The sequence below is a fragment of the Amycolatopsis vastitatis genome (assembly GCF_002234595.1).
GTDB lineage: Bacteria > Actinomycetota > Actinomycetes > Mycobacteriales > Pseudonocardiaceae > Amycolatopsis > Amycolatopsis vastitatis.
On sequence record NZ_NMUL01000008.1, the window covers coordinates 35,779 to 48,984 of the forward strand.

Here is a 13,206-nt window from a genome sequence, read left to right on the forward strand (position 1 = left end):
TTCGGGGCTGCTTCGGCAAGAAGTACACACGCTGCGGTGTGGCTCCGACCACGGCTGAACCCCTGAAAGACGGGTGAATTTCGGCCTCGCGTTTGTACTTTCCTCCAACGGCCGTCCCGTGGACGCGGAAAGGCCGCCGTACGAGGTCAGGCCTCGTACGGCGGCCTTGGGTTCACCCGGGGGTTACGCCGGCTCGAACTCCTTGACGGCGTCGAGGGCGGCGCCCATCGCGGCGTTGCCCTCGCGCTCGATCATGATCTCCACCAGGACCGGCCGGCTGGTGCGCTCGGCCTCCTTGCGGGCCCACTCCAGGGACGTGCGGATCTCCCCCGGCTCGTGCACGCGGGTGCCGGAGCAGCCGTAGGCCTCCATGATCTTCACGTTGTCCGTGCCGATCGAGTCGTAGTGGATGTCGACCTCGAAGTTCATCTCGTAGCCGGTCTCGGCCTGGCGGATCAGCCCGAGGTACTCGTTGTTCAGCATGATCAGCACGAACCCGACGTCGTATTGCGCGGCCACGGCCAGTTCCTCGACGAGGAACTGGAACGAGTAGTCGCCGACCACGCCGACGACCTCCGCCTCCGGGCGCGCCTTCTTCACCCCGATCGCGGCCGGGATCTCCCAGCCGAGCGGGCCGGCCTGGCCGCACACCTGGTAGTGCCGCGGCTTGTGCGCCTGCTGGAACTGGCCCGACCAGATCTGGTAGAGCCCGATCGCGGTGACGAAGTAGGTGTCCTGGCCGAAGGTCTCGTTGATCTCCTTGAACACCCGCGGCGCCTTGATCGGCAGGCTGTCGAAGTCGTCACGCCGGGGCAGCGCCTCCTTCAGCTCGCCGATGCGGGCGACCCACTCCCGCCGCGGCGACGTCGAACGACGATCCAGCGCCGCCAGCAGCGCGTCGAGGAACTCGCGCGTGTCCGAGACGATCCCGAGGTCCGGGCCGAACACCTTGCCCAGCTGGGTCGGCTCGATGTCGACGTGGATGAACTTCCGCTCGCCCCGGTACACCGACAGCTCGCCGGTGTGCCGGTCGCCGAACCGCGCGCCGAGCGCGAGCACCAGGTCGGACTCCAGGAACGCCGCGTTCGCCCAGCGCTGCGACGTCTGGATGCCCGCCATCCCGGCGAACAGCTCGTGGTCCTCGGGGAAGCTGCCCTTGCCCATCAGCGTCACCTGGACCGGGACGTCGAGCCGCTCGGCCGCGGTTCGCAGCCGCTCGCTCGCCTCGCCGAGGACGACTCCGCCGCCGGCCAGGATCAGCGGGCGTTCGGCGGCCAGGAGCAGGTCGAGGGCCCGCTCGACCCGCGCGGGCGCCGGGGTCACCCGGGTCACCGGCAGCGGCGAGTCGATCGAGGAGTCCCATTCGATGTCCTGCTTCTGGACGTCGATCGGCAGGTCGATGAGCACCGGGCCCGGGCGGCCGGACCGGGCGATCCGGAACGCCTCGCGGAAGATCCACGGCAGCTGCGCGGCCTCCTTGACCTGCACCGCCCACTTCGTCACGGGCTTGGCGATCTCGACGATGTCGACGGCCTGGAAGGCCTCCTGGTGCAGCTTCGTCGTCACGGCCTGGCCGGTGATGCAGATGATCGGGATCGAGTCCGCGTGCGCGGTGTAGAGCCCGGTGATCATGTTCGTCCCGGCCGGCCCGGACGTGCCGATCGCGACGCCGACGTTGCCGTTCGTCCTGGCCCAGCCGTCGGCCATGTGTGTCGCGCCTTCTTCGTGGCGGACGATCAGGTGCTCGATCGCCCGGCCTTGTAGGGCGTTATACAGCGGGAGGATGGCCGCACCGGGGCAGCCGAAGACGGTGTCGACGCCTTCGCTCTCCATGACGTCGACGACCGCCTGCATCGCGGGGATTCTGGGCATGTCACACCTCCGCCGGGACGCGGCCCGACAACTGTTCGACGACCTTCAGCAAGGCCGAGTGGTCCAAGGAGCCGTATCCCATGGCACGGCCGGCGGCGACGAGCTGGGCGACCAGCCCGGTGAGCGGGAGCGCGACATCGGCCTGCCGGGCGGCGGCCAGTGCGATGCCCATGTCCTTGTGGTGCAGGTCGATCCGGAAGCCGGGGGCGAACCGGCGGTCCACCATGGACTGCCGCTTGAGCTCGAGGATCCGGCTGCCCGCGAGGCCGCCGGCGAGCACGTCGAGCCCCTTCAGAGCGTCCACACCGGACGCTTCGAGCAGCACGATCGCCTCCGCCACCAGGCCGTAGATCCCGCCCACGACGAGCTGGTTGGCGGCCTTCACCACCTGGCCGGCGCCGTGCGGGCCGACGTGCACGACGGTCTTGCCGACGGCGTCCAGGACCGGCTTGGCCGCCTCGAAGTCCTCTTCGAGGCCACCGACCATGATGGACAGCGACGCCTGTTCGGCCCCGGCCTGGCCCCCGGACACCGGGGCGTCGAGGACGCGGATCTTCTTCTCGCGCGCGGCGTCCGCGACCGCGATCGACGTCTCCGGCCGGATGGTGCTCATGTCGATCAGGAGCGCACCGGGCTCGGCGGTGTCCAGAACGCCGCCGGGGGCCAGCACGACCTCCTCGACCTGCGGGTGGTTCGGCAGCATCGTGATCACGATGTCGGCGCCGGCCACCGCGTCGGCGACACCGGTCGCCGCGCGGCCGCCCGCCGCGGCGAGCTTCTCCCCCGCCGCGGTGTTGACGTCGTAGCCGCTGACGTCGTGGCCCGCCGCGACCAGGTGCGCGGCCATCGGGGCGCCCATCACGCCCAGTCCGATGAATCCCAGTTTCATGCTCGTCCCCTTCGGGTGATCGGCAGCCAGTCCAGCGACGTGAGGGTGTCGGGTTCCGGGACGTACTCGATCCCGACGAACCCGTCGAAGCCCGCGTTCTGGAGCTTCGCGAGGTACCCGTCGATGTCCAGCTCGCCGGTGCCGGGCTGGTGGCGGCCGGGCGCGTCGGCGATCTGCACGTGCCCGATCCGCGGTGTGTGCACCGTGACCAGGGCGTCCAGGTCGTCTCCGTTGACTGCCAGGTGGTAGAGGTCGGCCAGCAGCCGCACGTTTTCGCGCCCGAGGTCGTCGAGCACGGCCACGGCGTCCGCGGCGGTCTTGAGCGGGTAGCGGTCCGCGCCGGAGAGCGGTTCGAGGACCAGCTGCGCGCCGATCCTCGCGGCCGCGTCGGCGGCCTTGTCCAGGTGCGCCCGGGCCAGGTCGTCCTGCTTGGCCGGGTCCTCGCCGTCGAGCCGGTTGCCGTAGAGCGCGTTGAAGCTGCGGCACCCGGTGCGTTCGGCGATGCCGAGGGCGACGACGAGGCTGTCGGCGAACTCCGCCTCGCGGCCGATCCACGAGACCAGGCCCCGCTCCCCCGCCGGCATGTCCCCGGCGTAGAAGTTCAGCCCGCGCAGCCGGACACCGGCCCGGCCGATCGACCGGACGAAGCCGTCGACCTCGTCGCGCGCCGGGACCGCGGTGTCGAACGGCCACCAGTACTCGACGTCGGTGAACCCGGCCTCCCGCGCGGCGGCCGCGCGTTCGGGCAGCGGCACCTCCTTGAACAGGATCGACAGGTTGGCGACGTACGGCAGGGAGTGACCCTCTTCAGGCATCGCGACCTCAAATTTCGCTATCCGGAATCTTTCTTTCGCATATCGAGAATAGCTGGCGCGTGGCCGGACGGTCAACGGCCGGGCGGGTACGACCTCCGGCGTAGCCCGTACGCCGCCGGTCGGACTTCGGCACCCACCGGGATCGCCCGCGGGACGGTCGATCGGGCCGGGCAACGCGCCTACCTTGGGCCGCCACGACCGGCGAAAGGACCACACGAATGATCGAGGCACGGGCGGTGTCGAAGCGGTACGGCCGCCGCACCGCCGTCGACGGGGCGACGTTCACCGTCCGGTCCGGGGCGGTGACCGGCTTCCTCGGCCCGAACGGCGCGGGCAAGTCCACCACCATCCGGATGATCATGGGCCTGGACGCGCCGACGTCGGGCTCGGTGACCGTCAACGGCAAGGCCTACCACCGGCATGCCGCGCCGCTGCGCGAAGTGGGCGCGCTGCTCGAGGCGCGGTCCGTCCACACGGGACGATCGGCCTACCACCACCTGCTGGCGCTCGCCCTCACCACCGGCATCCCGCGACGGCGCGTCGAGGAGGTGCTCGGCCTGGTCGGCCTGACCGACGTCGCGCACCAGCGGGCCGGCGCTTTCTCCCTCGGCATGGGACAGCGGCTCGGCGTCGCCGCGGCCCTGCTGGGCGACCCGGCGACGCTGATCCTCGACGAACCCGTCAACGGCCTGGACCCGCAGGGCATCCTGTGGATCCGCACGCTGCTGCGCCGGCTCGCCGCCGAGGGGCGCACGGTGTTCGTCTCCTCGCACCTGATGAGCGAAATGGCGCTGACCGCCGATCACCTCGTGGTCATCGGCCGAGGCCGGATCATCGCCGAGGCGTCGGTGCACGAGATCGTCGACCGCGCCTCGGCGAAGGTGGTTCGCGTCCGCACGCCGCGGACCGCCGAGCTGCGCGCGCTGCTCACCGGGCCCGGGATCGACGTCACCACCACCGAACCCGGGCTGCTCGAGGTCCACGGCCTGACCAGCGCGGAGATCGGCCTGCTCGCCTGCCGGCACGAACTCCCGCTCGAAGAGCTGGCACCGGTCCGGGCGTCGCTCGAAGAAGCCTTCATGGAACTCACCGACGGCGCGCTCGAGTACCGCGTCGGCACGCCGGAAGGACAGCCCGCATGACGACCACGAACCCGCCCGGTGTCACCTTCGGACGCGTGATGCGCTCGGAGTGGGTGAAGTTCCGCTCACTGCAGTCCACGCCGATCACGGCCGGCGCGGCAGTCGCCGGCATGATCGCCCTCGGCTGGCTCACCTGCGCGCTCAACGCCGACCGGTGGCCGCAGCTGAGCGCGCAGAACCGGGCGCGCCTCGAACCGACCGCACTGAGCCTGCAGGGGTACGTCCTGGTCCAGCTGGCGTTCGGTGTCCTGGGGGTGCTCGTGGTGTCCGGCGAGTACACCACCGGGCAGATCCGCTCGACGTTCTCCGCCGTCCCCGCCCGCACGCCGGTGCTGGCGGCGAAGGCGGCCGTGTTCGCCGCGGTCACGCTCGTGGTCGGCGAGGTCGCCGCCTTCGCCGCCTTCCTGGGCGGCCAGGCTTTCCTGTCCTCCCAAGACATCGGGACGAGCCTGGCCGAGCCCGGCGTCTTCCGGGCAGTGTCCGGGACCGGGCTCTACCTGACCGGCATCGGGCTGCTCGGGATCGCGTTCGGCTGGCTCGTCCGGTACACCGCCGGGGCGATCGCCGCGCTGGTCGCGCTGGTCCTGATCGTCCCCGGTCTGGCGGGGGTGCTCCCGGAAAGCTGGCTTCCCCATGTCCTGCCGTACCTGCCGAGCAACGCCGGGCAGGCGCTGGTCACGGTCCGGCCGGCGCCGCTCAGCCTCCCGCCGTGGACCGGCTTCGCGTGGTTCTGCGGCTACGTCGTCGTCGCGCTCGCCGCGGCCGCCGTCGTGCTGAAGCGGCGGGATGCCTGAAAGCCGTGCCCGCACGGCGGCCGGGAGGAGATGATGGCCGGGTGACCGGAGTACCGATCGACCCTGCCTTCCGCCCTGCCTGGCCGGGCCTCGAACCGCTGCGCGCGTGGGCCCGGCAGCACCCCCTGCCCGCGGACCTGCTGCTGGCGTTCGGGGTCCTCGGTCTGTCCCTGGTGGTCGGCGCGCAGGGCCCCGGCCCGGCCCGGCAGTTCCTGGCCGCGGTCGTGGCCGTGCTGCTGGCGGCGCTCACGTTCCGGCGGCGGTTCCCGCTGACGGTGCTGGCCGTCACCACCGCGGTGGCCCTGACCCTGGGCCTGCTGGGCACCTCGTTCCCGCCCACGACGGTCGCGGTGCTGGTCGCCGTGTACACCGTCGCCGCCCACCGCGACCGGTACCGCGTCGCGGCGGCTGCCGCGACGGTCGTCGCGCTCTCCGCGGCCGACCTCGGCGGGGACACCGGGCTCGCGGTGTTCGTCGCGCACCTGGTGTTCGGGACCGCGATCGTCACGGCGGCGTTCGCGCTCGGGGTGACCGTGCGAACGCGCCGGGCCTACCTGGCTTCGCTGCACGACCGCGCGGTCCGGGCCGAGCGGGAACGCGACCAGGAGAGCCAGATCGCCGCCGCACGTGAGCGGGCCCGCATCGCCCGCGAGATGCACGACATCATCGCGCACAACCTGTCGGTCATGATCGCCCTCGCCGACGGGGCCGCGTTCGCCGCGCGCACCGACGCGGGGCAGGCCGAGGCGGCCGCGAAGCACGTCTCGGCCACCGGGCGGCAGGCGCTCGACGAGATGCACCGGCTGCTCAGCGTCCTGCGCGGCACCGGCGAGGACAGCCCCCGCGCGCCGCAGCCCGGCATCGACGACATCGACGACCTGGTCGAGCAGGTCAGGGCCACCGGGCTGCCGGCGACGTGGACGGTCACCGGACGGCGCTTCCCGCTCCCGCCGACGGTCGAGCTGGCGGTCTACCGGGTCGCCCAGGAAGCGCTCACCAACGTCCTCAAGCACGCCGTCGCCCCGACGTCGGCGAAGATCCACCTCACCTACGAAGACCCGCTCGTCACCCTGGAAGTGCTCGACGACGGGCGCCCCGCGCCGGTTCCGGTCACGACGAGTGATGGTCACGGGCTGGGTGGCATGCGCGAACGCGCGAGCATCACCGGCGGCGCGGTCGAAGCGGGACCGCGGGCCGGTGGTGGCTGGCTGGTGCGCGGCCGGTTCGGGGGCCGCGCGTGATCACCATCCTGCTCGTGGACGACGAACCGTTGCTGCGGCTGGGTTTCCGGCTGGTCCTGGACTCCCAGCCGGACCTGACCGTCGTCGGCGAGGCCGCCGACGGAACCGCTGCCGTGGCCCGCACGGCCGAGCTGGACCCCGACGTCGTGCTGATGGACGTGCGGATGCCCGGTGTCGACGGGATCGCCGCCACCCGCGAAATCGTGCGGACCCACCCCCGGTCGCGGGTGCTCATCCTGACCACCTTCGACGTCGACGAGTACGCCTTCCCCGGGCTCAAGGCCGGGGCCAGCGGGTTCCTGCTGAAGAACGTGCCGCCCGACGACCTGCTCACCGCGATCCGCGCGGTCGCCCGCGGCGACGCGGTGGTGGCCCCGAGCGTCACCCGGCGGCTGCTCGACACCGTCGCCGGGCACCTGCCCGACGTCGCCCCGGCCGGCGAGCCCCCGACCGCGGGCGGCCTCGACCGGCTCACCGAACGCGAGCTGGAAGTCCTCGGGAAGGTGGCTGCCGGGCTGTCGAACGCGGAGATCGCGGGCGAGCTGGTGCTGTCGGAAGCGACCGTGAAGACCCACGTCGGCCGCATCCTCACCAAACTGGGCCTGCGCGACCGGGTCCAGGCCGTGGTCCTGGCCTACGAGACCGGCCTGGTCCGGCCGCGCTAGCGGTTCTGGACGTGCTGCCAGCCGAAGCGGCCCTTGATGCAGAGGTTCCCGTGTGTCACCGAGCTTTCGTGCGGGGACGTCACCTTGACGATCTCGTTGTCCTGGACGTGCAGCGTGAGGTTGCAGCCGACGCCGCAGAACGTGCAGACGGTCGTCGTCGCCGTCTGCTTCGACTCGTCCCAGGTGCCGTCCTCGCGCTTGTCGTATTCGCGCTTGAAGCTGAGCGCGCCGGTCGGGCAGACCTCGACGCAGTTGCCGCAGTAGACGCAGGCGCTGTCCGGCAGCGGGTTCGAGAACTCCGTCGAGATCCGCGCGTCGAACCCGCGGCCGGCCACGCTGATCGCGAACGAGTTCTGCCACTGGTCGCCGCAGGCGTCGACGCACTTGTAGCAGAGGATGCATTTCCCGTAGTCGCGGACGTACAGCTCGTTGTCCACCAGGGCCGGCTGGGCGACCGTCGCGGCGTCCGGGCCGAACCGGCCGGGGTCGGCACCGGTCTCCGCCATCCACTCCGCGGCGCCCGGTGTCGTCGACAGGTCCGTCGCCGAGCCGAGCAGTTCCAGGACGACCTTGCGGCTCGTGCGCGTCCGCTCCGAATCGGTGTGCACCACCATGCCCGGCTCGGCCTTGCGCGAGCACGACGGGACCAGTGTCCGCGAGCCCTCGACCTCGACCATGCAGACCCGGCAGGCGTTCGCCGGTTCGAGCGTGTCGCCGTAACACAGCGTCGGGATGGTCTTCCCGGCCGCCGTGCACGCGTCGAGGATCGTGGCCCCTTCGGGCACCCGGACGGTCTCGCCGTCCACAGTGAACTCCAGCAGGCGCTTCGGGATTCCGATGTCCACAACGGTCATGGCTCCTCCACGGAGAAACATGTGTCGTCGCTGGTCACTTGAGTGCTCCCAGCCGCTCGATGGCGGACTCGATGGCGTTCCACGCGGTCTGGCCGAGCCCGCAGATCGAGGAGTCGCGCATCACCTGCCCGACTTCGCGCAGCAACGGCCGTTCCTCCGACCCCGCCGCCAGCACCCGGCGGATCGCCTCCTCCTGGCGCACGGTACCGATCCGGCACGGGACGCACTGCCCGCACGACTCGTCGCGGAAGAACTCCGCGATTCGCAGCAGGAAACCGCCGAGATCGGCGAGGTCGTCCAGTACCAGGACGACGCCCGAGCCGAGCGTGGTCTTCGCCGCGCGCGCGTCCTCGAACGTCAACGGCAGATCCAGCTCGTCGGGCCGGACGAAGCCGCCGGCCGCGCCGCCGAGGAGGATCGCCCGCATTTCCCGGCCCTCGGGCACTCCCCCGGCCAAGGTGAGCAGTTCCCGCAGCGTGGTGCCGAACGGTACTTCGTAGACACCGGCGCGTCCGACGTTCCCGGACAGGCAGAACAGCTTCGGGCCGGCCGAGGCTTCGGTGCCGATCGCCCGGTACGCGGCCGCGCCTTCGGTGAGGATCAGCGGCACGTTCACCAGCGTCTCGACGTTGTTCACCACCGTCGGCTTGCCGAACAGCCCCCGCTCGACCGGGAACGGCGGCTTCGTGCGGGGCTCGCCGCGGAAGCCCTCGATCGAGTTGAAGATCGCCGTTTCCTCGCCGCAGATGTACGCGCCCGCGCCGCGGCGGATCTCGATGTCGAACGAGAACCCCTCGTGGCCCATGACGTCCACGCCGAGGAAGCCACGCTCGCGGCAGACCTCCAGCGCGTTCCGCAGCAGCCGCAGCGCCCGCGGGTACTCGCCGCGCAGGTAGACGAAACCCCGGGTCGCGCCGATGGCATACGCGGCGATCGTCATGGATTCCACCAGCGCGAACGGGTCGCCTTCGAGCAGCACCCGGTCCTTGAACGTGCCGGGTTCGCTTTCGTCGGCGTTGCACACCAGGTAGTGCGGCGCGGCAGGCTGCGCGGCCGTGGCCGCCCACTTCCGCCCGGTCGGGAACGCGGCCCCGCCGCGGCCGAGCAGACCGGCGTCGGTGACTTCGCGGATCACCGCGGCCTGTCCCATCCGCAGGGCGTTGCGCAGCGCGGTGTAGCCACCGGTGGCGCGGTAGTCGTCCAAACTGGACGGATCGACGACGCCCACCCGGCGCAGCAGCCGCAGCCCTTCCTTCTGGTGGATCACCGGGGGCGCGCCTTCCGAAACGGCCGGTTCACGCTGGGCGGCGAGCACGGCCGACGCGCCGGTCGCCGGCGCGAGCAGCTCCGTCATCGCCGGGTCGCCCGCCTGGAACGTCAGCGCCGCGGGGGCCCGTTCGCAGACGCCGAGGCACGGGCTGCGCAGCCACGTGACCCCGCCTCGCGCCTTCCCCGCGGCGCCGACGTGCTCGGTGAGGACATCGCATACAGTATCCGCACCGGTGACGCGGCAGGCGAGGTCGGTGCAGACATGCACGACCCGCTCGGGGCGCTCCTCCAGAGCGAACAGCGAGTAGAAGCTCGCGACGCCGTACGCGTCGGCGGGCGGCACGTGCAGCGTCTCGCAGATGAGGTTGAGCGCGCCCTGGCTGATCCAGCCGACCCGGTCGTTGACCGCGTGCAGGGCGGGGAGCAGCTGGTCACGGCCACCACCGGCGAAGCCGGCGACCGCTTCCCGTTCTTCGCGCGACGCCACGGCGTCCAGGAGCTTGAGATCCACGTCAGGCTCCCAGTTCCGACAGCTTGTCGACGCGGATGGCCGCCGCCTTGTACTCGGCGGTCCCGGCGACCGGGCAGGTCGCCTCGATCGTGAGGACGTTGACGTCGACCTCGTCCGGGAAGTGGAAGGTCATGAACGCCAGCCCGGGCTTCAGCCCCTTGTCCAGCCGGACCGGAGCAACGATCTCGCCGCGCCGCGAAGAGATCCGGACCACCTCGTCGGGTTCGACGCCGAGGGCCCGCGCGTCCTCGGGGCAGAGGTCGAGCGTCTCGCCCTGCCGCAACGGCGACGGGAACCCACCGGACTGGACGCCGGTGTTGTAGGAGTCCAGCCGTCGTCCGGTGGTGAGCCGGATCGGGAACTCCTCGGTGAGCAGGTCGACCGGCGGGCTGTGCTCGAGCACCGTGAACGGGGCCGGCCGGCCGCGCCCGGCCGGGTCCTCGGCCCACAGCCGGCCGTGCAGGAACGTCGGTTCGAGGGTGTCTTCGGAGTAGCACGGCCATTGGATCCCGCCGAGCGCTTCGAGCCGTGCATACGACATACCGGCGTGCATCGGCGACAGCGAGCGCAGTTCGTCCCAGACCTCTTCGCCGCCGGTGTAGTGCCAGTCGTGCCCGAGCCGGCGGGCCAGTTCCGAGAGCAGTTCGATGTCGTCGCGCGCGCCTTCCGGCGGTTCGAGGGCCTTGCGGACGCGCTGGACGCGGCGTTCGGAGTTGGTGAAGGTGCCGTCGCTCTCGCACCAGGCCGCCGTCGCCGGCAGCACGACGTCCGCCAGCTGGGCGGTCTTGGTCAGGAAGATGTCCTGCACCACCAGGTGGTCGACGCCGGCCAGCCGCTTGATCGTGTGCTCGCAGTCCGCCTCGGACTGGACCGGGTTCTCGCCGATGATGTACACGCAGGTCAGGTCGCCGCGTTCCATCGCGTCGAGCATCTGGGTGAGGTTGAGGCCCTGGTGCGGCGGGATGGACGAGCCCCAGGCGGTGTCGAACTTGGCGCGGACGCCGGCGTCGAGGACGTCCTGGAAGCCCGGCAGCCGGTCGGGGATGGCGCCCATGTCGCCGCCGCCCTGGACGTTGTTCTGCCCGCGCAACGGGTTCAGCCCGGCGCCGTAACGACCGACCTGGCCGGCGAGCAGGGCCAGGTTGATCAGCGCGAGGACGTTGTCGGTTCCGTTGTGGTGCTCGGTGATCCCGAGGGTCCACGACAGCTGGGCCCGGTCGGCGCGGGCGTAGCTGTGGGCGAGTTCGCGGATCAGCTCGGCGGGCACGCCGGTGGTCTTCTCGGCGACCTCGAGAGTCCATGGCTCGACCGAAGCCGCGAACTCGGCGTACCCCTCGGTGGCCCGTTCGATGAAGGTCCGGTTGGCCAGTCCGGAGTGGATGATCTCGCGGGCGATCGCGTGGGCCAGCGGGATGTCGGTGCCGACCTCGAGCTGCAGCTGCCGGTGCGCCCAGCTCGCGGTGCTGGTGCGGCGCGGGTCGACGACGAATAGCTTCGCTCCCTTGTGGACGGCCTTCAGCACGTGCTGGAAGAAGATCGGGTGCGCTTCGCGGGGGTTGCCACCCCAGATCACGATGACGTCCGCGTCCTCGACCTCCTGGTACGAAGACGTCCCGCCGCCGCTGCCGAACACCCGGGCCAGCCCGGCGACGCTCGGCGCGTGGCAGGTCCGGTTGCACGAGTCGACGTTGTTCGTGCCGATCACCGCGCGGGTGAACTTCTGCGCGACGAAGTTCATCTCGTTGGTCGCGCGGGCGCACGAGAACATCCCGAACGCCTCGGGCCCCTTGCTCTCCAGGGTCCGGCGGATCCCGGCGGCGGCCCGGTCGAGAGCCTCCTCCCAGGTCGCCGGCCGCAGCACGCCGGAGTCGCGCACCTGGGGTTGCATAAGCCGGACGTACGGCTCGGTCTTCCTGCGCTTCACGGGAACCTCCGGTCAGTGCGACCCGACGGGGACGGGTGTGGTGCTGGTGTGGTCGAGCAGGGAAACGGCGGCGTGCACGTACCGCAGGGCGGGCGCGGGCACGCCGGTCAGGCCGGCCAGCTCGACGACCGCGCCGACGATCGCGTCGATCTCCAGCGGCTTGCCCGCTTCGAGGTCCTGCAGCATCGAGGTCTTGTGGTGGCCGACGCGCCAGGCGCCGTCGATGCGCTTCTCGACCGAGACCTTCGGGTCGCTGCCCGCCGCGCGGGCGATGGCGAGGGTCTCGGTCATCATCGTGGCGACGAGCGCGCGGGTGTCGTCGTGCTCGCACATCTGGGCCATGGTCGCCCGGGTCAGCGCCGACAGCGGGTTGAACGCGACGTTGCCCATCAGCTTGACCCAGATGTCGTTCCGGAGGTCCGGTTCGACCGGCGCCTTGAGCCCGCCGGCGATCATGGCCGCGCTGAGCACCTCGCAGCGCGCGGAGATCTCGCCGCCGGGCTCGCCGAGGGAGAACCGGGTGCCCTCCAGGTGCCGGATCACGCCGGGTTCTTCGATCACCGTGGAGCAGTAGACGACGCAGCCGATCGCGCGCCGCAGTTCGAGCACCGCGGTCACCGAGCCGCCGGGGTCGACGGTCTCGACGCGCCGTCCTTCGAGCGGATGTCCCTTCAGGCCGTGGAAGTACCACCACGGGATGCCGTTCTGCGCCGCGACGATCGCGGTGTCCGGGCCGAGCAGCGGGGCGAGCAGCGGGCCGCACGAGGCGTAGGAGTTGGCTTTCAGGCCGAGGAACACGAAGTCGGCCTCGCCGACTTCGGCGGGGTCGTCCGTGACGTGCGGACGCGCGGTGAAGTCACCACGCGGGCTGAGCACGCGGACGCCGTGCTCGCGCATCGCGGCGAGGTGGGCCCGCCGGGCGATCAGGTGCACCTCGGTCCCGCCGCGGTGCAGCGCGGCGCCGACGTACGCGCCGATCGCCCCGGCCCCGAGAACAGCCACCTTCATGATGTGCCTCCCACTTCGGTCGAGCACGTGATTGCATACAGTATCCTGAATCCACGATCGGAGCCAGCCCCGTCACGAAGCGACCCTCGGACAGCTGAGTCGAATCGAACAAATCAGACACTGCGGGTCACATCGATCCGGGGAAGTTGATCCACATCGGCGGAATGCGCCCGAGACGGGTGAGATTCTGGGATTTTGCATACCAAAACCTGTATCCTGAGC

General features: G+C 71.2%; 11 protein-coding genes. 4 read left to right on the forward strand and 7 right to left on the reverse strand.

All coding sequences use genetic code 11. From position 1 onward, the window contains the following. Positions 1 to 183: 183 nt before the first annotated feature. From gcl to CF165_RS10140, 3 genes are read right to left on the reverse strand one after another with little or no spacing between them, the layout of a single operon-like run. Complete coding sequence (gcl, locus tag CF165_RS10130) at positions 184 to 1,872, reverse strand: glyoxylate carboligase (RefSeq protein WP_093947210.1); 1,689 nt, start codon at positions 1,870 to 1,872, stop codon at positions 184 to 186. Position 1,873: 1 nt separating this feature from the next. Next, the gene (locus tag CF165_RS10135) at positions 1,874 to 2,761 is read right to left on the reverse strand and encodes a 2-hydroxy-3-oxopropionate reductase (RefSeq protein WP_093947211.1); all 888 of its coding nucleotides are present in this window, start codon (positions 2,759 to 2,761) and stop codon (positions 1,874 to 1,876) included. Further along, positions 2,758 to 3,576 (reverse strand): hydroxypyruvate isomerase family protein, encoded by an 819-nt coding sequence (locus CF165_RS10140; protein WP_093947212.1) that lies wholly within the window; start codon positions 3,574 to 3,576, stop codon positions 2,758 to 2,760. Before CF165_RS10140 ends, CF165_RS10135 begins: the two co-directional genes overlap by 4 nt. A gap of 218 nt (positions 3,577 to 3,794) precedes the next feature. Between CF165_RS10140 and CF165_RS10145 the strand changes: the two genes are divergently transcribed. Genes CF165_RS10145 through CF165_RS10160 form a run of 4 tightly spaced genes read left to right on the forward strand, consistent with a single transcriptional unit; the run spans position 3,795 to position 7,418 of the window. Next, the gene (locus CF165_RS10145) at positions 3,795 to 4,718 is read left to right on the forward strand and encodes an ATP-binding cassette domain-containing protein (RefSeq protein WP_093947213.1); all 924 of its coding nucleotides are present in this window, start codon (positions 3,795 to 3,797) and stop codon (positions 4,716 to 4,718) included. After that, positions 4,715 to 5,512: an ABC transporter permease subunit gene (locus CF165_RS10150; protein ID WP_093947214.1), complete on the forward strand. Its 798-nt coding sequence runs from the start codon at positions 4,715 to 4,717 to the stop codon at positions 5,510 to 5,512. Before CF165_RS10145 ends, CF165_RS10150 begins: the two co-directional genes overlap by 4 nt. A gap of 41 nt (positions 5,513 to 5,553) precedes the next feature. Then, positions 5,554 to 6,753 carry a sensor histidine kinase gene (locus CF165_RS10155; protein WP_093947215.1) on the forward strand — a complete coding sequence of 400 codons (1,200 nt, stop codon included), beginning with the start codon at positions 5,554 to 5,556 and terminating at the stop codon, positions 6,751 to 6,753. Then, the gene (locus CF165_RS10160; RefSeq protein WP_093947216.1) at positions 6,750 to 7,418 is read left to right on the forward strand and encodes a response regulator; all 669 of its coding nucleotides are present in this window, start codon (positions 6,750 to 6,752) and stop codon (positions 7,416 to 7,418) included. Before CF165_RS10155 ends, CF165_RS10160 begins: the two co-directional genes overlap by 4 nt. On the opposite strand, the gene CF165_RS10165 is transcribed toward CF165_RS10160, so the two are convergent. The 4 genes from CF165_RS10165 to CF165_RS10180 are packed head-to-tail and all read right to left on the reverse strand — an operon-like array spanning position 7,415 to position 12,984. Continuing rightward, the gene (locus CF165_RS10165; RefSeq protein WP_093947217.1) at positions 7,415 to 8,272 is read right to left on the reverse strand and encodes a 2Fe-2S iron-sulfur cluster-binding protein; all 858 of its coding nucleotides are present in this window, start codon (positions 8,270 to 8,272) and stop codon (positions 7,415 to 7,417) included. The genes CF165_RS10160 and CF165_RS10165 overlap by 4 nt on opposite strands. Positions 8,273 to 8,306: 34 nt before the next feature. Beyond that, on the reverse strand, positions 8,307 to 10,052 hold the full coding sequence (locus tag CF165_RS10170) for an NAD(P)H-dependent oxidoreductase subunit E (RefSeq protein ID WP_093947218.1): 1,746 nt from the start codon (positions 10,050 to 10,052) through the stop codon (positions 8,307 to 8,309). 1 nt (position 10,053) lies between these two features. Beyond that, positions 10,054 to 11,976: a molybdopterin oxidoreductase family protein gene (locus tag CF165_RS10175; protein WP_093947219.1), complete on the reverse strand. Its 1,923-nt coding sequence runs from the start codon at positions 11,974 to 11,976 to the stop codon at positions 10,054 to 10,056. Between the two features lie 12 nt (positions 11,977 to 11,988). After that, positions 11,989 to 12,984, reverse strand: a complete 996-nt coding sequence (locus CF165_RS10180) for a 2-dehydropantoate 2-reductase (RefSeq protein ID WP_093947220.1) — start codon at positions 12,982 to 12,984, stop codon at positions 11,989 to 11,991. Positions 12,985 to 13,206 lie beyond the last annotated feature (222 nt).